A 20290-nucleotide genomic window follows, 5' to 3' on the forward strand; every position below is an offset into this window, starting at 1 on the left:
TCGACCACCTGTGGGTGCGGCTGGGTGCGGTCGAGCAGCGGGTGCGGTACGCGGTGGAGGTGCGTCGGGGCGGTGACCCCGATCCCGATGACCCGTATCGGGGCCAGTACCTCAGTCCCGAGGCGGCCGCGCGCATCCTGGATGAGCCGGGCGGTCTCGACATGCCGGGCGGTGAGCCCTGGTATCCGCCGGCGGATTCCGTGCTCGACGGACTCGCCCGGCGGTTCGGGCTGTCGCCGCTGGATCTGGATCTGCTGCTGGTCGCGGTGGCGCCGGACCTGGACGCCCGCTTCGAGCGGCTTTACGGCTATCTCAACGACGACCTGACGCGCCGTCGGCCCACGGTCGGGCTCGCGCTGGAGCTGTGCGGGCTCGGCGGAGCCGCGGCGGCACGGTTCCGTCTGGCCCCCGGAGCGCCGCTGATCGAGGGCGGTCTGGTGCAGGTGACCGAGGCGGAACGGCCGCCGCTGTCCCGTGTGCTGGTGGTCCCGGACCGGGTCACCGGGCACCTCCTGGGCAGCGTGCAGCCCGACGCCCGGCTGGCTGGGGTGCTCGGCGAGGTCCGGGACGATCCGACCGCCGAGGCAGCCGAGGTTCACCGGACGGCGGCCGCGGCCGGGACCGGCGTCGGTCTCGTCCATCTGCGCAGCCGGGGCGGCGACGCCGAGGGGCTGGCCGCTGCTGCCCTGCACTCGGCCGGGCTGCGCACGCTCGTCCTGGAGGCGGCGGCCCTCGCCCGGCGCTCGGGCGACGTGCCGGAGCTTGCCCGGACAACTGCCCGCGAAGCCCTTCTCGCCGGCGCCGGGGTCGTCCTCGGCCCGCTGGAGGCGTTGCCCGCGGAACCAGCCGAACGCGCCCGCACGCTGCGGGCGTTGTGCACGGCGCTGCGGGGAATTCCCCTGTTCACGCACGGAACGACCGGCTGGGACCCGGTGTGGGCGGCCGACACCCCCGTCGCCCTCACCGTGTCGGCGCCCTCTCCCGAACGGCAGGCCGCACGCTGGCGGTACGCCCTCGAACGGGCCGCCGGTGACGGCACCATGACCGGCGACGCCGATACGCTCGCCGAAGCGGTCGCCGCGCACCGCCTGGACGCCGGGCAGTTGCGCCGCGCCGCCGACGTGGCGGTACGCACCGCTGCCCTCGAGGGCCGCCCGGTCTGCCCCGGCGATCTGCGGACCGCCGTACGGGCCCAGAACGGCGCAGGGCTTGAACGCCTCGCCCGCCGGGTGGAGCCGGGCGTCGGCTGGGACGACCTGGTACTCCCGCCCACCACTCACCGGCGGCTGCGCGAACTCGCCCTGCGCGCCCGCCACCGCGAGCAGGTGCTCGGGCAGTGGGGGATGCGGCCCGGCGGCGGCCGCGGACGCGGCGTGATCGCGCTGTTCGCCGGCGAGTCGGGTACGGGAAAGACCATGTCCGCCGAGGTCGTCGCGGCGGACCTGGGCATGGACCTGTACGTCGTGGACCTGTCCACGGTCGTCGACAAGTACGTCGGCGAGACCGAGAAGAATCTGGAGCGGATCTTCACCGAGGCGTCCGCGCTCAACGCGGTACTCCTCTTCGACGAGGCCGACGCGATCTTCGGCAAGCGCTCGGAGGTGAAGGACGCCCACGACCGGCACGCCAACATCGAGTCGGCGTATCTGCTCCAGCGCATGGAGTCGTTCGACGGGATCGCGGTGCTGACCACCAACCTGCGGGCCAACCTGGACGAGGCGTTCACGCGCCGCCTCGACGTGGTGGCGGACTTCCCGGTGCCCGACGCCGGCCAGCGCCTCGCCCTGTGGGACCGCTGCCTGGGCGACCGGCTGCCCCGCGCCGACGACCTGGACCTCGCCTTCTGTGCGGACCGCTTCGAACTGGCCGGCGGCTCCATCCGCGCCTGCGCGGTCACCGCGGCCTACCTCGCGGCGGAGTCCGGTAAGCCGCTCACCATGCGGCAGGTGGTGACGGCGGTCGCACAGGAGTACCGCAAGCTCGGACGGCTGGTCCTGGAGAGCGAGTTCGGGCCGTGGACGCGGGACGTGCTGGCCGAGGGCTGACAGGGAACCGGCCCGGCCCGTCCGGAGTGTGCGGAAGTCAGACGAGCCGGCAGGGTGCGTAGGCGTGGCCCAGCTTGGCAGCCGCGCCCAGGCGGTGGTTTCCGTCCGAGATGCTGATGCCATTGCTGCTGACCTGGATGGCGATCGGCTCGAGCGCGGCGCTGTTGCCCATGCCGGTGACGGCGTTGTCGAGCCGATCCGGGTCGAGCTTGCCCGCCACGGTGTTCGCGCGGCCATCGGCTTGCTGCAGCAACGCGACGCTCACTTCGACCAACTGGCCCGGACTCACTCCCTGCGTCTCGAAGTCCTGCAGCTTGTCGATCCGCGCCTCGTGGAAGGTCCGGCCGTTCGCCCTGACGTGATAGCTCGTGTCCCGCTGCGGCGTGAAGTGGCCGCTCAGGTCCGCCTGTGCCACATCGGGCCCGATCTCCTGCGCGACGAGGGCGTAGTAGGTCTTGAGGTCCTCATCGACCTTGATGTATCCGAAGCTGCCGTCCTCGTCGAAGAGCACCCGCTCCTCTGAATCGGCGAGCTGGTAGATCTTCTCGTAGTACTCATTGGTCTTCGCCTGGTCCAGGACGAGCCGCAATCCCGGGTAGTCGGGGTCCACGTGGGTGTGGTCGCCCTCCTCCTCAGCGGGCTTCGGCCGGGGGCGCCTCTGCACCGAGGGCTCGGCGGCCCCAGGGCCGGACGCGTGGGCCGAGTGCTCCTCCGTGGGGCCCTGGACCGGAGACCGGGACAGCACCCGGGTCGCGTTCACCTCGGCCTCGCGCTCGAAGCGGTCGGACGGGTCGCTGACCCGCAGACCGTTGCCGTGGTCCGTGCCCGAGACCGGGCCCTGGCGCTGCTGGATGACGTGGGTCAGCTCGTGCGCGAGCGTGTGCTGGTCGTTCCCGCCGTCACCAATCACGACGTGGCTGCCGGACGTGTAGGCGCGAGCGCCGATTTCGGCGGCCGAAGCGCGCGCGGCGCTGTCGTTGTGGATACGGACGTCGGAGAAGTCCGCGCCGAACCGGGACTCCATGTCCTGCCGCACCGGTGCGGCAAGGGGTTTGCCGCCCGAGTTCAGGACTTCGGGCACCCCGGTGTCGAGTTGCTCCGGGGCGGGTGCGGTGCGGGCGCGGCGGGCGATCATGCCGGTGACCGCGGCGTTGCCCGCGCCGCGCTGGGCCGCCCGGAGCACATCGGCGGTGAGCGGGGGCGGGACGGCGGCGCCGACCGAGGACGTCCCCCGTCGGGTGGCGGCCCCGCCGCGCACCACTTGCTCGGCCTCGGTGCCCTCAGTACGCCGTCCGGACCTCTGCATCTCCTACCTCCTCGTTCGGCGCAGCCCTGCTGCGGCCCCCAGTCGACAACACGCGCCCACCGGTCGTCCAGGTCCGCACGGGCAGTGTGAGGGCCAAGGTGGCCGATGTCCGGACGGTCCGTGCGGAAGGTACGGAAAGGCAGCGGGCCTGCCCCCGACCAGGTCCCCGTGGCCCTGCCGCCCGCCCGGCCCGCCCCGCAGACTCGCCCTGGACACAGGTGCCCCGCAAGGACGTGAAGGAGCAAGCATGCCGACGTACCTCACCCCGGGCGTGTACGTGGAGGAGGTGCAGTCCGGTGCCCGACCGATCGAAGGGGTCGGCACTGCCGTCGCCGCGTTCGTCGGGTTCGCCGAGCGCGGATCCTTCCACGCACCGACGCTGGTCACCAGCTGGGACCAGTACACCCAGGAGTTCGGTGGCTTCACCGAGGGCACCTACCTGCCCCACGCCGTCTACGGGTACTTCGCCAACGGCGGCGGCGCCGCGTACGTGGTGCGGATCGGCGGCGCGGCCGAGGACGCCTCCGGCCCGTCGGCGAACGGCGCCCAGCGCAAGCAGGACGCCAGGGCAGTGGAGCCGGTCGAGCTCGGCGGCTTCCTGGTCGCGGCCAAGCCGGGCGTCTCGGGAGTGTCGGTGGAGGTTGCCGACGCGAACGGTGACAACACGCCCGAAGACCGCTTCAAGTTCCTGGTCCGCAGGGGCGAAGAGGTCGTGGAGACGTACGAGGCCTCCACCCGCAAGAACGTCAAGGGCTACCTGGTCAACCAGGCCCGCGCCTCCAAGCTGATCGAGGTCACCGAGCAGCGGGGCGCCACCCAGAGCAGGCCCGCCGCGGGGACCGTGGCCCTGCCCGACGCCCCGGCCGCGCCCGCCACGAACGGCGCCGGCGAAGTGGCCCGCCTCGACGCCGCCGAGTACGTCGGCGACTCCGCGGCCCGCACCGGGTTCGGTGGCCTGGAGAGCATCGACGAGATCACCATGGTCGCGGTGCCGGACCTGATGAGCGCCTACCAGCGCGGCGACATCGACGCCGAGGGCGTCCGCACCGTGCAGCTCGCCGTGATCTCGCACTGCGAGCAGATGGGCGACCGCGTGGCCGTCCTGGACGCCCCGCCCGGGCTCAACGCCCAGCAGGTGCGCACCTGGCGCAACGACGAGGCCGGCTACGACTCCCGGTACGCCACCCTCTACTACCCGTGGGTGCGGGTCTTCGACCCGGCAGCCGGACGCAACACCACCGTCCCGCCGAGCGGTCACGTCGCCGGTGTGTGGGCGCGCAGCGACGCCGAGCGCGGTGTGCACAAGGCGCCCGCGAACGAGGTCATCCGCGGCGCCGTCGACCTGGAGATCCGGCTCAGCAAGGGCGAGCAGGATCTACTGAACCCGATCGGCGTGAACTGTGTACGGGCCTTCCCCGGCCGGGGCATCCGGATCTGGGGTGCCCGCACTCTCTCCTCCGACCCGGCCTGGCGCTACCTGAACGTGCGCCGGCTGTTCAACTACCTGGAGGAGTCCATCCTCCTGGGCACCCAGTGGGTGGTCTTCGAGCCGAACGACGACCGGCTGTGGGCGAGCATCCGCCGTAACGTCACGGCGTTCCTCCAGGAGGAATGGCGCCGGGGCGCGCTGTTCGGCCGTACCGCCGAAGAGGCGTTCTACGTGAAGTGCGATCGCGAAAACAACCCGCAGGAGTCCATCGACCAGGGCCGGGTCGTCTGCGAGATCGGTGTCTCGCCGGTCAAGCCCGCCGAGTTCGTGGTGTTCCGGCTGGCCCAGTTCTCCGACAGCACCAGCCTCATCGACGAGTGACCTGCGGGTCCTCAAGGAAAGGTGACAGACAGTCATGGCAACGGGCGATGCTCTTTCCACCCACGTCTTCGGCGTGCAGCTCGGCGGCTACCTGGTCGAGTCGATCCAGGAGATCAGCGGGCTGACCGTCGAGGAGGAGGTCGTCGAGGTCAAGCAGGTCAGCGACCAGGGCAAGCAGATCATCCGCAAGCAGCCCGGCGCGCGCCAGGCCGGTGAGATCACGATCACCCGGGGACTCGACCAGAGCAGCGAGTTCACCAAGTGGATCAAGGAGACGCTGAACAACGGCGCCGTCAACACCGCGCGGCAGAACCTCACCATCGAGATCAAGGACACCGAGGGCAACACGGTCCGCCGTATCCAGCTGATGCAGGGCTGGGCCTCCAAGTGGGAGGGCCCGTCCCTGAAGGCGGGCGAGTCGTCTCCGGCAACCGAGTCCGTCACGATCACGTTCGAGGAGATCGTCGTCGAATGAGGCGCCGTACGGTCACGGCGGGCAACCTGGACGAGATCCTCCAGGCGACGGCGCCCGCCCAGGTGTCGGAGCAGGCGGCGGCCACCCCGGCGGCCGCCCCCGCCCCCGCGCCGCGGGAGGACCACAATCTGCGCACCGAGTTCGAGTTCGAGCTGCCGCGCGGATACGTGGACGAGGCGGGCACGGTGCACCGGCACGGCACGATGCGCCTGGCCACCGCCCGTGACGAACTGCGACCCCAGATCGATCTGCGGGTCAAGGAGAACCCGGCGTACCTGAGCGTGGTGCTGCTGAGCCAGGTGATCACCCGGCTTGGCTCGATCAGCGATGTGCACGCCGGGATCGTGGAGCGGATGTACGCCACCGACGTCGCGTTCCTCCAGGACTTCTACCGCCGCGTCAACAGCGAGGGCCACACTCGCGCGGCGGTGACCTGCCCGCACTGCGAGGGCGGCTTCGAGGTCGACCTCTCGGGTGGGCGCCTGGGGGAATCGTGACGTACGCGCTTCCCCGGCTCCGGGAGGAGATCGCGTACATCGCCTATCACTTCCACTGGCAACGCGAGGAGATCCTCGACCTGACCCACGGCGAACGCCAGCAGTGGGTGGCCGAAATCGCCCGCATCAACACCCGTGTGAACGAAGGCGGTTGAGCACATGGCATGGCGGGACAGGCTGCGCCGCCGGGCCGCCGAAGCGGACACCGCGGATCGTCCGCGGCGTACCGAGGACTCCGGCGCCGGGGTGGCCGGCCGGTCCGAAGCCGGTGATTTGTCCGGGTCTGTGACGGGCGGCTCGCCCGTCGCGGGCACGTCCGGTGCCTCTGCCTCCTCCGTGCCGGACGACTGGGACGGCGGCTGGCGTCGTACCGCGCCGCCGGTCCTCACCGTGGCGCGCGCCCCGCTGGGCGTCAGCGACGGCCTCGCCTTCCGTTCGAGGCTCGCCGCCTGGCAGAACCCGTCCTTCGACAACGGCCTTGGCCACGCCCTGATGCCCACCGCTCCGACCGGCCTGGTCCGTGGCGTCACCCGCCCCGCCGCCCCACGGCCCACCCGCACCGCCGGTGGGCCGTTGCTGCTCAGGGCCATGCGGCAGGAGGGGGTGGACGGACCGCAGGACGGTGCGTCGGACGCCGGCAGCGCGGGCCGGCCGTCGGCCGCCGCGGCAACGCCCGTCGCGCGTCGGACGCGCCCGGGGGCGCGGTCGTCCGGATCGGCGGCGTCCGGTTCGGGCTCGTCCGGTACGTCGGGCTCCGGTTCGGGCGAGTCTCATACGCCGGGTTCGCCCAGCGCCCCGAAGGGGCGCGGGGAACTGCGCGACCAGCCACGATGGCGCAGCGGACCGACGACACAGCGCGGCCCCGCGGCGGAGACGCATATCGACACAGCCAGCGGAGCGCCGAGCGGCGCTCCGCGGAGCCGTGGAATCACGTCCGCGGATTCCCCCGCCGTACTCTCCTCGTCGCTTCCCCCTGTCCAACGGGCCGTGGAGCCGGGCAGTGCCCCGGTCGTGACGCCCGCCGACACCGGCAGCCCGGCCACCCGTCGGGAGATTCCGCTGGTACGACGGATCGCGGTGGTCCCGGGTGCAGTCGCCGCCGGAACCGTGGACCGGCCCGCCCCGGCGACACGGCCCAGCGCGCCCGCGTCCGGAGCACCGGCCGGCTCAGAGAGTCGTACGCCTTCCGGGCCGACTGTCCAGCGCGCCGCTACGGGGACGACGGGGTCGCGGTCGGAGACATCTCCTTCCTCCGGCGTCGAGTTGTCCCACCCTGCCGTCCGACTCCGCCCGGCGGGGCCCAGCCTCACTGTCGCCCGGCACCGGGCCGGACCCGCGCGTCGCGTCCCCTCCCTGCGGCCGGCCGTCACTCCGGCGCCGCCCGCAGTCCCTGACGCATCCGGCCCGCCCTCCGCACCGGCGCCCTCGATCACCCCCGTTCAGCGCGCCGCCACGCGCCCGGGCAGCCGCGCTCCCCTCGGCGCCCCGCTGGCCGAACTGCCCTCCACCGCCACGCCGTTGGCCTCGGGCACCCCCGCCTCGCAGCCCGCGCCCGGTCCGGCGCTTCCCATCGTCCAGCGCCAAGCGGACGGCACGGGCGGGTCCGACGGCGGCGTGCAGGGAACGGTTCAGAACGGCCCCGCCCCGCGCCGGACTTCCGTCTCAGGCCGTTCCGGGGCACGCGCGCGTGGCGGGCTGGGCGCGCCGCTGCCCGCGCTGCCGCCGAGCGCCGATGTGCCGGGTTCGGCCGCGTCCGGCACCCGCGCTGCTCGCCCGACGCCCGGCCCGGACATCCAGCGTGCCCCGGCCCGACAGGACGACCGCGGCTCCGCAGCCGCGCCGGACCGCGACCTTGGTACGCCGACCGAGCCCGCGCGCACGGAGAGCGGAGCGGACGCACCGCTGCTGGGGTCGGTGGACGTACAGCGCAGTGTCGTGGACCGCTCCTCCACCGGGGGCACCACCTCGCCCGGCCACCCCACGGACCACGGAAACGGGCCCGCCACACCCCTGGTGACACCGCCCTCGGCCGCCGCGGCGGAAGGCACCATGGGAGCGGCAGGCCCGGCAGCTCCGGCAGCTCCGGCAGGAAACGCGCCACGCCCCGGCACGCAACGTCCCCAAGTCCCCGGCGCCCCGGGCCCGGTCGTCGTGGCCCGCGCCCTGGCCGAGGGCACACCGGACGCCCGTACCCCACGTACCCCTTCCGCCGACCGGCCCTCCGCCCCGACGGCACCCCGCACCCACGGCACCGCGGGCGCCACTCGAACCCCCGGCGTTACCGGCCCGCACCCGCTCACCGTGACCGGCTCCGCGGCGCCCTCCGCCCCGGTGGCACCCCGTACTCTCCAGCTGCTCCCCGCGCGCCCGCTCACCCTGAACACCCGGGCCCCGGAAGGCGTGTCACAGCCCGCCGCCGCTCGCCCCGGCACCCGTCCCGTGGTGCCGATGCGCCGGCCGGGCGAACCGGCCGCCCCTCAGGGCCAGGGCGACCCCGGGACGCCCGCCCGCCCGGCGGCCACACCGGCGACGCCCCACGTGCAGCGGGTCGCGACTCCGACTCCAGGACCGGCGACCCCGGCGACACCGCAGGTCCAGCGGGCCGAGAGCCCGCTCCCCGGCCCGGACAACTCGGGTGTACGGACGGCCGGTTCCACCGTCGCCGTGCAGCGCGTCCCGGTCGTCCGGCCTGCGCCGCCCCACCACGAGAGCCCCGGGACGCGCGGCCCGGCCGCCGCACCGGCGCGTGCCCTGCCGGTGACCGCCCCGCAGACCCCGCCGCTCGCGGACCACCCGTCGGCCCCGTCGGCGTCGGCACCCGCGGCCGACGTACCCGTGGTCCGGCTCCGGACCACGGCGCCGGGTGGCCGGACCGGCCGTGCGGCGACCCCGGTCCAGCGCGCGCCCTACAGCGCGGACGACTCCGTACTCCCCGGGGACCTGGCCAAGGAGCGGCCGACGAGCCGTCGCAGGCCCGCCTCCGCCGCCGGCAACCTCGCCGAACCGGTCACGTCGGATCCGGTGCGCGGCCGGTCGCAGTCGGCCTCGGCGACCTCTGCCACCGGTAAGCGCACCGCCCACCGTGCCGACACACCGCAGGACCCCGGCCTCGACCTGGACGACCTGGCCCGCCGCCTGATCGACCCGGTGGCCCGGCTGCTGCGCACCGAGCTGCGGCGCGGACGGGAACGTACAGGCCGCCCTTACGACGGACGCCGCTGAGGGCCCGGGACGGAACGGATGACGGACGAATGACGGACAACATCTTCGCGACGAGCGTGTTCTTCAGGCTCTCGATCGGCGGCAACGACCTGGGCGCCTTCCACACCTGCTCCGGCATGGGCGCCGAGGTGGAGATCGAGACCTACGCCGAGGGCGGCAACAACGGCTTCACCCATCACCTGCCCGGGCGGGTGACCTGGTCGAACATCACGCTCACCCGGCCGGTCACCAAGGACACGGCGAAGATCGCCCGCTGGCTCGACGAGACGCTGAAGCGGGTGGAGCCCAAGGACGGCGAGATCGTGGCGCTGAAACCCGACCTGACCAAGATCATCAGCTGGCAGGTGTTCGGGATCGTCCCGGTGCGCTGGCAGGGGCCGTCCTTCGACCCCGGCAATTCGGAGGCGGCGGTGGAGACGCTGGAGATCGCCCACGAAGGGCTGAGCCCTTCCTGACCCGCTGTCATGAACCGTCCGCCACCCATGTGATCGTCCCGGAAAGGAAGTCCTGGCATGGCCAAAACGTCACGCACCAGTCGAGCCAGGGCTCAACTGACCCTGAAGGAGCCCCCCGCTTCGGTCGGCGCGAAGCCCGGCGGGACGCTCGCGCGGATCAACCTCCAGTTCAACCCCTCCACCCTGGAGCTGAGCAAGACCACCGAGTGGCGGCGCACACCGTCCCGGATGGCGGCGGAGTCGGCGCTGCCCGAGTTCGTCGGCAGCGGCCCGCGCACGCTGAGCCTCGAGGTGTTCCTGGACGCCACCGCCAAACACGACAACTCCGTGGAGCAGGCGGTGGAGAAGCTGATGAAGGCCTGCGTGCCGACCAAGGCCAGCCTCGGCCGCAAGAAGCCGGCCAGCCCGTGGGTGCGGTTCGAGTGGGGCAGCGCGCGGACGACGTCGTTCGACGGGGTGCTCTCCAGCCTGTCGGTGTCGTACACGCTGTTCGACGTGGACGGCAAGCCGCTACGGGCCACCTGCCGGCTGTCGATCGAGGAGGCGAGCGTCGGCCCGGCGGGCCAGAACCCCACCTCCGGCTCGCGCACCGCCCGCAGCACGCACACCGTCGTCGCGGGCGACAGCCTGGCCCTGCTGGCCTGGCAGGAGTACGGCGACGCGACGGCTTGGCGGGTCATCGCGGAGGCCAACGAGATCGACGACCCGATGGCGCTCCCACCCGGCACCGAACTGGTGGTGCCGGCCATGAGCGACGCGGACGCTGAGGAGGAACAGTGACAGGCGGGGCACGGGACGGCCGGTCGTTCGCGGCGGACCCCATTGTGGAGGCGCCCGGCGAACTTCCGCCGGCCTGGGCCGCCCAGCTGGTGAGCTGCGTGGTCGACGAGAACGTGGGCCTGCCGGACGCGGCGGTGCTCACCTTCCGCGACCCCGACCACGAGTTCCTGAAGAAGACCGGCATCACCATCGGCACCCCGCTCAAGGTCTCCGTGATGACGGTGACCGGGCAGGCCCGCGAGCGGCTGTTCAACGGCGAGGTGACCGCCCTGGAGGTGGACCGCGACCGCACCGGCTCGTTCACGGTGGTGCGCGCCTACTCCAAGGCGCACCGTCTCCAGCGGGGCCGGAAGGTGGTGGCGTACCGGAACATGACGGCGTCGGCGATCGTCCGCAAGGTCGCCCAGGGGGCCGGGCTGACCTGCGGCACCGTGCAGGCCGCGCCGGTCACCTACAAGCAGCTCTCGCAGGCGAACGTGTCCGACTGGGACTTCCTTCAGTTCCTGGCGGCCGAGAGCGGCGCGCAGGTGCGCGTCGACGACAAGGGAATGCTGCAGTTCACCAAGCCGACGAAGGCGTCCGGCGCGCCCGCGCCCTCGACCTCGGCCGCCAAGAACGCGATGGTGCTGGAGTACGGCCGGAACCTGCTCGCGATACGGGCTTCCCTGTCGGCCGCCGACGGTGCGCAGCAGGTGGAGGTGCGCGGCTGGGACATCACCACGAAGCGCCCGCTGGTGGCCAAGATGCCGTCGGTGAACAGTGACACGGTGGTGCCCGGCCTGAGCCCGGCGCTCGCCGCCCGGTTCGGCAAGACCTCGAAGCTGACCGTCACCGACACCCCGTACCGCACCCAGGCCGAGACGAAGGCGGTCGCGGACGCGGTGGCCGATCAGGTCAGCGCGGGCTTCGGGGAGCTGGAGGTGGTGGCCGAGGGCAACCCGCTGCTGCGGGCCGGCAAGCCCGTGGCGCTCGGCAACGTCGGGCAGGCCTTCTCCGGCAAGTACACGGCGACGGCGGTGCAGCACGTCCTCGAACCGCACGGCGGATACCGCACGACGGTGTGGGTCAGCGCCAGCCCCGACCGCTCCCTGACCGGCCTGGTGACCGGCGCCAACGCGCCGGCCCGTGGCCCGCGCATGCCGGGCCTGGCGATCGGCGTGGTGACGGACGTACGCGAGCCGGCCGGCGCCCAGAACGGTGGGGTGAAGCTGAAGTTCCCCTGGCTGGACGACACGTACACCACCGACTGGGTGCGCACCGTGCAGTGGGGCGGCAAGGGCGGCGGAGGCGTGGTGAGCCCCGAGGTCAACGACGAGGTCCTGGTCGGATTCGAGCAGGGCCTGCTGGACAGCCCGTACGTCATCGGCGGGCTCTACAACGGCGTCGACAAGCCGTCGCCGCACAACGTCCCGCTGATCGACAAGACCACCGGGAAGGTCAACCGCCGCTCCATGGTGTCGCGTTCGGGTCACCGGCTGGAGCTCCTGGACGCCAGGACACCGGGTCTGTCCGGGCTCCGGCTCGCCTCCGCCGACGAGCGCCTCGAAATCAAGGTCGACCAGCGGAAGGGCAAGATCGAGCTGACCGTGTACGCCAGGAAGGGCAGCAGCCCGCTCAGCTCCGTCGTGCTCGACAAGAAGGGCATCACCGTCGACGCGGGCCGGGGCGACGTGAGCGTCTCGGGCCGCAACGTGGACATCAACGGCAGGGTCGGGGTGAAGATCGGCGGCCGCAGCGTGGACATCGACGGCGCCCAGAACGTGAACATCAAGGGCCGCACGGGCGTCACCGTCGACGGCGGTCTGCTCGCCGTCCTCAAGGCCAAGCTCATCCGGATCAACTGACCCCCGACCTCCACCTGCCCAAGGAGCACCGCATGCCAATGGCAGCCCGTACCGGTGACCAGACCAGCCACGGCGGCACGGTCGGCACCCCGCCGCCCATGGCCGCCAGGTCCGTGGCGACCGTGTGGATCGGCGGCAAACCCGCCGCCGTCGTGGGCAGCCTGGTCGTCTGCCCGATCCCGCCGCATGCCGCCCTGGGGCCGGCCAACGTGATCAAGCCCGACCCGAGCTCGCTCGCCAAGGGCCAGGTCCTCATCGGCGGCCTGCCGGCCGCACGGCAGCGCGACCAGTCCACGTGCGGCGCGATGGTCGTCCTGGGCGCCCCCAACGTGCTGATCGGGGGCGTGTGATGAGCGAACGGTTCATCGGCCGCGGCTGGGCGTTCCCGCTGCGGGTCGGGCCGACCGGCGGGATCGCCATGGTCGAACGGGAGCGGGAGATCGAGGAGGCGATCCGCCTGGTCCTCGGCACCGCGCCCGGCGAACGCCCCATGCGCCCCGAGTTCGGCTGCGGCATCCACGACTACGTCTTCGCCCCCGGCGACGGCGCCACCGCCGGACGTATCGCGCAGCAGGTGCGCGAAGCCCTCGAGCGGTGGGAGCCGCGGATCGCGGTGGACGACGTGGTGGTCGCCTTCGACGCCATTGAGGACGGAACTCTCTACATCGACGTGCACTACACCCAGCGTTCCACCAACGACCGGCGCAACCTGGTCTTTCCCTTCTACACGATCCCCTCCGAGGAGGGGGCCGAGGAAGTGGTCGCGGACTGATGGCCCTGCCCTCCCCCAATCTGGACGACCGACGGTTCCAGCAACTCGTCGACGAGGCGAAGCGGTACGTGCAGCAGCGCGCCCCGGAGTGGACCGACCACAACGTCTCCGACCCAGGCGTCACCCTGATCGAGACGTTCGCCTACCTCGTGGACCAGCTGCTCTACCGGCTGAACCGGGTCCCGGACAAGAACTACACCGCGTTCCTCGACCTGTTGGGCATCCGCCTGTTCCCGCCGGCCGCGGCCCTCGCCGACGTCGACTTCTGGCTGTCGGCGCCGCAGCCCGACACGGTGACCCTGACTCCGGGCACCGAGGTGACCACCGCGGGCGGCGAGAACGACGACGCCGTGGTGTTCACGACCACGGACGAACTGCGCATCGTGCCGAGCGAGTTGACGCGTCTGGTGACCGCTCCCCGGAACGGTGCGCAGACCGACATGACCGGCACGCTCGCCGACGGCCACGACATTCCCTGCTTCCAGGCGACACCGGAGCCGGGCGACGCGCTGCTGTTCGGCCTGCCGACGGCGGTGCCGCGCTGCATCGTCGCAGTGCGTCTGGACAGCCGGGTGGAGGGCGTCGGCGTGGACCCGCGCCAGCCCCCGCTGGTGTGGGAGGCGTGGGACGGCGGCGGCTGGGCGCTGTGCGAGACCGGCGAGGACACCACCGGCGGCCTGAACCGGCCCGGCGAGGTCATCGTGCACGTACCCGCCGGGCACACGGCGTCGGTGATCGGCGGCACCCGGGCCGGCTGGCTGCGCTGCCGCGTCACCGAGCCGGAGCCGGGCCAGCCGTTCTACTCGGAGTCCCCGACGGTGCGCGAGGCGGAGGTGCTCACCGTGGGCGGCACCATGTCCGTCGAGCACGCCGAGACGGTGACCGACGTACCGCTCGGCACCTCGGAAGGCGTCGCGGGACAGACGTTCCGACTCGGCCGTCCACCGGTCCTCCTCGACCGCGAGCCTCCCGTGGTGGAGGTGTCCTCGCCCGAAGGCTGGCAGGGCTGGGACGTGGTCGACCACTTCGGCCGCTCCGGCCCCGCCGACCGGCACGTCCGCGTCGACGCCACCACCGGCGAGTTCGGCTTCCCCCCGGTACTGCGCGAACCGGACGGCACGCTGCGGCAGTGCGGCGCCGTGCCGCCCAAGGGCGCCCGGATACGGGTGGCCCGCTACCGCACCGGCGGCGGCCCGGCGGGCAATGTCGCCCGTGGCGCGATCAACGTGCTGCGTAGCTCCGTTCCGTACATCGCACAGGTCACCAACCGGGAGGCGGCGCGCGGCGGCGTCGCCGGAGAGACCATCACCAACGCCAAACTGCGGGCGCCGGAAGTGCTGCGGATGCAGGAACGCGCGGTGACCGCCGAGGACTACGAGATCATCAGCCGCCAGGCCGCGCCCTCGGTACGCCGGGTCCGCTGTCTGCCCGCCGCGGACGCTCCGGGTGCGGTACGGGTCCTCGTGGTGCCGGACGCGGTGGCCGACGAGGGCGACGACCGGCTCCGCTTCGAGCAGCTCATCCCCTCCGACCAGGTACTCCAGGCGATCACCGCGAGCCTCGACGAGCGACGCCTGATCGGCACCCGCCTCGTCGTGGAGCCGCCGGTCTACCAGGGCATCACCGTCGTGGCCCGCCTCGCGACGGCACCGGCCGACTCCGACCGGGTCCGCGAGGCCGCCCTCGACGCCCTGTTCCACCACCTCAACCCCCTGCACGGCGGCCCGGACGGCACCGGCTGGCCCTTCGGGCGCCCGGTCCAGTACGGCGAGGTCTTCGGCATCCTGCAGAACGCCACCGGCAACGCCCTCGTGGAGGAGATCCTCCTCTTCCCCGCCGACCCGATCACCGGCCGCCGCGGCGCCCCCGCGGACCGCATCGACGTGGCCGCGGGCGCGCTGGTCTTCTCCTACCAGCACCAGGTGGTCGTGACGGCGCTCGAACCGGGGGCACGGGGATGAGCATGACCGACACGGCCGCCCAGCCGGGGATACGGTCATGAGCCGTGCCGCCGTGCCCGGTCTGCCGAGCCGGTATCCGATCGGTGAGCAACTGCCCGCCCTGTACGCCGACGACGACTTCGCGCAGCGGTTCACCGCCGGCCTCGACATCGTCCTCGCCCCGGTGTTCGCGACCCTCGACAACCTGCCCGCCTACCTCGACCCCCGGGTGACCCCGACCGACTTCCTGGCCTGGCTGGCGTCGTGGGTGGGCACCGCCGACGACCCGGGGTGGCCCGTTCAGCTGCGCCGCGAGGCGGTCGTCCGCGCGGTGGAGCTGCACCGGTGGCGCGGCACGAAGCGCGGACTGGTCGAGGCCCTGCAACTCGCGCTGGGCGTGCACGCCGAGGTGACCGGCGACGGCGGCGCGTGGTGGTCGAGCACCGCCGGTGCCGAACTGCCGCCGGAGCCCGCCGCCGAGATCCTGCTCCGGCTGTGGCCGGGCCGCGAGGCGCAGGTGGACGTGGACGTGGACGTGGCCAGAGTCCACGAGATCGCCCGGGCCATGTGCCCGGTGCACACGGCATTCCGGGTGGAGGTCCTGCCCGGCCCGCCCACTGACGAAGGGAGGTGACGTCATGCGCGCGTGTCCCGCGTGCGGGGCGTCCAACGGCTCCGCGGACGACTTCTGCGGCAACTGCGGCGGGTACCTGGGCTGGTCGGACACCACGCCGACCCCGAGCACACCCTCGCCCACGGCGCCGGAGCCCTCGGCCCCGACCACACCCCCGGAGCAGTCGGCCCCGGCCACAGCCCCGCCCCCGGGCACACCCTCGGAGCCCCCAGCCACCCCGGCGCCCTCATCGCCTCCGGCGCAGGAGCCCGGGTCCGAGCGCCCCCGCACCCCGTCGCTGCGCGCCCGGCTGACCGGCCTCGGCCGCAGCGAGGCGAGGGGGCCGAGCCCCCAGCAGCCCGCGGGCTCCCCCTCCGGCGCCGGCGACGGCCGGGACGAGCCCACGAACTCCCTGCCCCGGACCGGGCCCGACGCGGTCCGCACCGGGTCCCCCGCCCCGGCGCAGGCCCTGCCCGCCGGCGAGCCGACCGCTGACTCCAGGGCCGAGACCACGGGCGGGACGACCGGCGACTCCACAAGCGGCGACTCCACGACCGGGACCGCTGGAGGGACGGCAGCCGCGACCGCCTCCGACACCACCGGCACGACCCCTGGCGGTGACGCAGCCCGCCCCACCGCAGCCGCGCCGCCCACGGCACCACCCGGGCCTTCCGCGTCCGCACCCGCCGCACCACCCGGAGCGCCCGGAGCGCCCCTACGCCCACCGCAGGCCCCGGCGGCCGCACCCTCGGCCCCCACCACCCCACCTGTGCCGCCCGCTCCACCGGTTCCGCCCGCTTCACCCGCCCCGGACATACCGCGCCCGCGGACCCCGGCCACCCCCACCCCCGAGGCATCGGCACCGGACGCCATCGTGCCCGTCCGCCCCGCGAAGGCGGCGGCCCCGCGCCCCGTCGTACGACCCGTGGAGGTGCCGGAGGAATCGGTGGGGGTGCCCTGTCCCGCCTGCGGTACGCCCAACCAGCGGGACCGCCGGTTCTGCCGCCGCTGCGCAGCCGAGCTGAGGCCCACCGCGAAGCCCGCCCCGCTGCCGTGGTGGCGGACCGTATGGCCGTTCCGCCGCCGTGTGCGGGCGAGTTCGGGCGGGATGACTCGGTTCCTGGTGATCCTGGTCGTGGTGCTGGCGCTGTGCGCGGGCGGCTTCCTGCTGCTGCCGGCCGGCCGCGCCCTGATCGAGGACGCCCGGGACAAACTGGGCAAGGCCAAGCCCATCACGCCGATGGACACCGTGGCCAGCGCCTCGGTGCCGGGGCACCCGGCGAAGAACACCACGGACGGGCTGAGCAATCGCTACTGGGGCGCGCCCGGACCGGGCGCCTCGGTGACCTACACCTTCCGCAAGCCGTTCCGGTTGGTCGACGTGATCATCACCAACGGCGCGTCCAAGGAGCCGCAGGAGTACGCCCTCCAGGCACGCGCGCTTCAGGTGGACCTGGAGGTGACGGCCGAGGACGGCACCCTGCACAAGAAGGAGCTCACCCTCAGCGACAAACCGGGCGACCAGACGATCCCCACCGCGTACAGCAACGTGCAGAAGGTACGCCTGGTGCTGCGCTCGGCCGTCGGCCTGACCCCGGGCCGTCATCTCGCCCTGGCGGAGGTGGAGTTCTTCCAGCGAAGCTGACTCGGCCAGGACGCTGGGTGTACTCGTGGCCGAGGAGGTAGACGAGGCGGTGGGGGACGGCCTCCTGGCGGCCGTAGGCGTAGCGCTGCTCGGCCGGGTTCTTGAAGTGCTCGGTCAGGCAGTGGGCCAGGTCGGCGGCAGGGCCACCGTCGTCCTCGCCGACCGGGCGGGCGCGTTCGGCGAGGAGGTTCATCGTGAGCGTGATGCGGTAACCGGACTTGACGGACCTGACCTCGTGGAGGCAGTCCGCGTAGAAGGCGGCGAAGGTCAACTGCTCCCTGGACGCCTGGTAGGTCACGCTGCGGCCGGCGTGCTCGACGACGAGTTCGCCGCCGGTGTGGTGGGAGGGCAGTTTCGTTCCCCTGGGCCGCATCGCGCCGCCCTGGGGGCACGCCACACCATGTGCGAGACTTGGTCTCGCACATTGCTTGGTCCTGTGGAGCAGTTTGGAGTGCTCGCCACCCTGTCAAGGTGGAGGCCGCGGGTTCAAATCCCGTCAGGACCGCTGAGGCTCTCAGGAGTCTCGTGGCTGGGTAGCTCAGTTGGTACGAGCGATCGCCTGAAAAGCGATAGGTCGCCGGTTCGACCCCGGCCCCAGCCACAGTCCGAAGGCCCCGACTCCCCGAGTCGGGGCCTTCGCCGTTCCCGGGAACGGCTTCGCCCGGCGCCCTCGGTCGTCGGCGGGGCTGACCAGGCAGCCGCCGACGACCGGGAAGCGGGATTGTGGGCGGAACACCGCCAGGCAGGGTCAGGCGCGTTCGCGGTCGCCGCGGCGCCAGCCGCGGACGCCCAGGGTCAGAGCCACGACCGCCACCACGAGAACCAGCAGCGCCCAGTCCGGGACCGCCGCGCCGAAGCGGGACGCCCACTCCTCCACGGCGAACGAGTCGTCGACCGAGAGCAGACCCGGCAGGGCCGTCGTGCCGTCGAAGACCAAGAAGACCGTGCCGAGCACGATGAAGAACAGGCCCGACAGCAGCGACGTCGTGTGCAGTTCGAAGCGGCCCCACCGCAGCGCCCGGCCGCGCAGCCAGCGGCGGCGGCCCAGGTCGAAGCGCTCCCACAGCAGTGCCAGCACGAAGAGGGGGACCGCCATGCCCAGGGCGTAGACCGCGAGGAGCAGGCCGCCGTAGACCGGGCTTCCGCTCAGCGCCGCGACCGTCAGCACGCTGCCGAGGATCGGGCCCGCGCAGAAACCGGCCAGACCGTAGACGAGCCCCAGCCCGTACACGGAGACCGCGGTCGTGGGGCGGATGCGGCCGGAGACCGCCGCGAGCCGGCGCGAGGAGAAGCCCATGCCGAGGATCTGGGCGACGCCCAGCGCGACGATCGTCCAGCCGCCGACGGCGACGAGCAGATCACGGTGGCCGTAGAACAGCCGACCGGCGAAGGACCCGGCCGCGCCCAGCGGGACCAGGGTCGTCGCCAAGCCGGCGTAGAAGATGCCGGTGCGGGCCAGCAGCCGGCCCTTCGAGTCGATCGAGTACGCGAAGAAGGCGGGCAGCAGCAGCGCGCTGCAGGGGCTGATCAGGGCGAGCAGGCCGCCGAGGAACGCCGCCAGATAGCCGATGTCGGTCACCGGCCGCCCTCGCCCGCGGACTCCTTCGCCGCCTCGATCGCCTCGGTGAAGGTCTGCATCGGCTGGGCGCCCGCGACGGGCCGCCCGTTGATGAGAAAGGACGGCGTGGACGTCGCGCCCAGTCCGTAGGCCTCCTCCTGGTCCTTCGTCACGGCCCGGCGCGCCGCGTCACTGTCCAGGTCGCGGGCGAACCGGTCGAGGTCGCCCACGCCCGCCTCCCGCGCCAGCACCGTCAGCCGGTCCTTGCCGAAGCCCAGCTCCTTGGCGCCCTCCGCGTAAGCGGCCGCGTGGAACTGCCAGAAGCGCCCCTGCTGCCCCGCCGCCCACGCCGCGCGCGCGGCGGACTCCGACGGCTCTCCGAAGATCGGGAAGTTGCGCCACTCGATGCGCAGGGTGCCGTCCTCGACGTACTTCTTCACCAGCTCGGGCTCGGTGTCACGGGCGAACTTCCCGCAGTACCCGCACTGGAAGTCGGCGTACTCGACCATGACGACAGGGGCGTCGGCGCGCCCGATGGCGAGGGGGTCCTTGGCGTCGCGGCGCGCGAGCTTCTCGAGCTCGGAGTAGGCGCCGGACCGCGGATCCGCGGAGACGTCGGCCACGGACGAGGAACCGGACGACGGCGCGTCGGGCCGCGTGGCGGTGTAGGAGGCATAGCCGAGCAGCAGCGCGGCGGCAAGGACACCCGCGCCGAGGGCGAGCGGCTTGCGGGAGACGGAAGAAGACATGGTGGTGCTCCTGAACGAAAGGGTCCGACGAGTTGCCGATGCAGAGGTTGGCCGTCGGGCCTACACGCGCAGGACGGAGAGGTCGACCGCCGATGGCGGTGCGAGCGGCGGCGGTACGGGCAGCGGGTCCGGGGCGGTCTGGTCGGAGGCGGCGGCAGCGGTCGGGCCATGGCCCTGTTGCAGGGCGGGCGGCAGCAGCTCGTACGAGGAGCCGTTCCGCGGCGGCGGCGCGGGATGTGCCCCGCTGTCGTCGCCGTTCGTGTCCCTGCCGCACCCCCGCGACTGCGCCGTGCCCATCGTCGTGACGAGCGACGCCGTGTCCCACGGGGTGGCCTCCGTACCGGCCGCGGCACGGGACGCGGCGCCGGCCTCCGCCGCGGCCGTCCCGCCGAGACACCCGAGGAGCGCACCGAGCAGTCCCAGCAGGAGGCTCGCGGTCATTACGAGGCGGTGCCGGCGGTCGCGGCCGATCAGCATGGACGCGCTGTCCTTTCGGAGCTCGAGGCTGGCGGGGCGGGAACAGAATCGCTCCATACTGCACCAGCTTGCGCGTGAAATGGGTTCGCCTGGGGTTTGACC

At 73.0% G+C, this 20290-nt stretch carries 18 protein-coding genes and 2 tRNA genes; 16 read left to right on the forward strand and 4 right to left on the reverse strand.

The features are described 5' to 3' along the window. The first annotated feature begins 8 nt into the window (after window positions 1-8). A complete protein-coding gene (locus tag ACIQ7Q_RS05215) occupies window positions 9-2045 on the forward strand; it encodes an ATP-binding protein (protein ID WP_403857968.1) in 2037 nt (678 codons plus the stop codon). A 37-nt stretch (window positions 2046-2082) separates the two neighbouring features. Here ACIQ7Q_RS05215 and ACIQ7Q_RS05220 read toward each other — a convergent pair whose 3' ends face one another. Next, on the reverse strand, window positions 2083-3351 hold the full coding sequence (locus tag ACIQ7Q_RS05220) for a DUF4157 domain-containing protein (RefSeq protein ID WP_403856484.1): 1269 nt from the start codon (window positions 3349-3351) through the stop codon (window positions 2083-2085). A 247-nt stretch (window positions 3352-3598) separates the two neighbouring features. Between ACIQ7Q_RS05220 and ACIQ7Q_RS05225 the strand changes: the two genes are divergently transcribed. The 15 genes from ACIQ7Q_RS05225 to ACIQ7Q_RS05295 all read left to right on the forward strand — a co-directional run bounded on the left by ACIQ7Q_RS05225 (window position 3599) and on the right by ACIQ7Q_RS05295 (window position 18005). Further along, window positions 3599-5161, forward strand: coding sequence for a phage tail sheath family protein (locus tag ACIQ7Q_RS05225; protein ID WP_403856486.1), 1563 nt, complete (start codon window positions 3599-3601; stop codon window positions 5159-5161). A gap of 34 nt (window positions 5162-5195) precedes the next feature. Beyond that, window positions 5196-5636, forward strand: coding sequence for a phage tail protein (locus ACIQ7Q_RS05230; protein ID WP_210573033.1), 441 nt, complete (start codon window positions 5196-5198; stop codon window positions 5634-5636). Then, entirely contained in the window at window positions 5633-6133 is a 501-nt protein-coding gene (locus ACIQ7Q_RS05235) for a hypothetical protein (protein WP_403856488.1), read from the forward strand. Before ACIQ7Q_RS05230 ends, ACIQ7Q_RS05235 begins: the two co-directional genes overlap by 4 nt. After that, the gene (locus tag ACIQ7Q_RS05240; RefSeq protein ID WP_164992666.1) at window positions 6130-6288 is read left to right on the forward strand and encodes a DUF6760 family protein; all 159 of its coding nucleotides are present in this window, start codon (window positions 6130-6132) and stop codon (window positions 6286-6288) included. The genes ACIQ7Q_RS05235 and ACIQ7Q_RS05240 overlap by 4 nt, the downstream gene beginning before the upstream one ends. A 1363-nt stretch (window positions 6289-7651) precedes the next feature. After that, on the forward strand, window positions 7652-9355 hold the full coding sequence (locus ACIQ7Q_RS05245) for a hypothetical protein (protein ID WP_403856491.1): 1704 nt from the start codon (window positions 7652-7654) through the stop codon (window positions 9353-9355). A gap of 29 nt (window positions 9356-9384) precedes the next feature. Next, on the forward strand, window positions 9385-9810 hold the full coding sequence (locus ACIQ7Q_RS05250; protein ID WP_403856493.1) for a phage tail protein: 426 nt from the start codon (window positions 9385-9387) through the stop codon (window positions 9808-9810). A 57-nt stretch (window positions 9811-9867) separates the two neighbouring features. Further along, a complete protein-coding gene (locus ACIQ7Q_RS05255) occupies window positions 9868-10590 on the forward strand; it encodes a LysM peptidoglycan-binding domain-containing protein (RefSeq protein WP_403856495.1) in 723 nt (240 codons plus the stop codon). Further along, window positions 10587-12434 carry a VgrG-related protein gene (locus tag ACIQ7Q_RS05260; RefSeq protein ID WP_403856497.1) on the forward strand — a complete coding sequence of 616 codons (1848 nt, stop codon included), beginning with the start codon at window positions 10587-10589 and terminating at the stop codon, window positions 12432-12434. Before ACIQ7Q_RS05255 ends, ACIQ7Q_RS05260 begins: the two co-directional genes overlap by 4 nt. A 32-nt stretch (window positions 12435-12466) precedes the next feature. Continuing rightward, complete coding sequence (locus tag ACIQ7Q_RS05265) at window positions 12467-12784, forward strand: PAAR domain-containing protein (RefSeq protein ID WP_403856499.1); 318 nt, start codon at window positions 12467-12469, stop codon at window positions 12782-12784. After that, window positions 12784-13206, forward strand: coding sequence for a GPW/gp25 family protein (locus ACIQ7Q_RS05270; RefSeq protein ID WP_403856501.1), 423 nt, complete (start codon window positions 12784-12786; stop codon window positions 13204-13206). Before ACIQ7Q_RS05265 ends, ACIQ7Q_RS05270 begins: the two co-directional genes overlap by 1 nt. Continuing rightward, entirely contained in the window at window positions 13206-15167 is a 1962-nt protein-coding gene (locus tag ACIQ7Q_RS05275; RefSeq protein ID WP_403856503.1) for a putative baseplate assembly protein, read from the forward strand. The genes ACIQ7Q_RS05270 and ACIQ7Q_RS05275 overlap by 1 nt, the downstream gene beginning before the upstream one ends. 37 nt (window positions 15168-15204) lie before the next feature. Then, the gene (locus ACIQ7Q_RS05280) at window positions 15205-15780 is read left to right on the forward strand and encodes a phage tail protein (RefSeq protein WP_403856505.1); all 576 of its coding nucleotides are present in this window, start codon (window positions 15205-15207) and stop codon (window positions 15778-15780) included. Window positions 15781-15784: 4 nt separating this feature from the next. Next, the gene (locus ACIQ7Q_RS05285; RefSeq protein ID WP_403856507.1) at window positions 15785-17404 is read left to right on the forward strand and encodes an NADase-type glycan-binding domain-containing protein; all 1620 of its coding nucleotides are present in this window, start codon (window positions 15785-15787) and stop codon (window positions 17402-17404) included. Between the two features lie 430 nt (window positions 17405-17834). Continuing rightward, a tRNA-Asp gene (locus ACIQ7Q_RS05290) sits at window positions 17835-17909 on the forward strand. Between the two features lie 22 nt (window positions 17910-17931). Continuing rightward, window positions 17932-18005, forward strand: a tRNA-Phe gene (locus ACIQ7Q_RS05295). A 147-nt stretch (window positions 18006-18152) separates the two neighbouring features. Here ACIQ7Q_RS05295 and ACIQ7Q_RS05300 read toward each other — a convergent pair. From ACIQ7Q_RS05300 to ACIQ7Q_RS05310, 3 genes are read right to left on the reverse strand one after another with little or no spacing between them, the layout of a single operon-like run. Continuing rightward, a complete protein-coding gene (locus tag ACIQ7Q_RS05300; protein ID WP_403856509.1) occupies window positions 18153-18983 on the reverse strand; it encodes a cytochrome c biogenesis CcdA family protein in 831 nt (276 codons plus the stop codon). Next, on the reverse strand, window positions 18980-19711 hold the full coding sequence (locus ACIQ7Q_RS05305) for a DsbA family protein (RefSeq protein WP_403856511.1): 732 nt from the start codon (window positions 19709-19711) through the stop codon (window positions 18980-18982). The genes ACIQ7Q_RS05300 and ACIQ7Q_RS05305 overlap by 4 nt, the downstream gene beginning before the upstream one ends. Before the next feature lie 60 nt (window positions 19712-19771). Further along, a complete protein-coding gene (locus tag ACIQ7Q_RS05310) occupies window positions 19772-20152 on the reverse strand; it encodes a hypothetical protein (protein WP_403856513.1) in 381 nt (126 codons plus the stop codon). Window positions 20153-20290 lie beyond the last annotated feature (138 nt).

The sequence above is a fragment of the Streptomyces sp. NPDC096176 genome, assembly GCF_044763255.1.
In the GTDB taxonomy this organism is placed as follows: Bacteria; Actinomycetota; Actinomycetes; order Streptomycetales; family Streptomycetaceae; genus Streptomyces.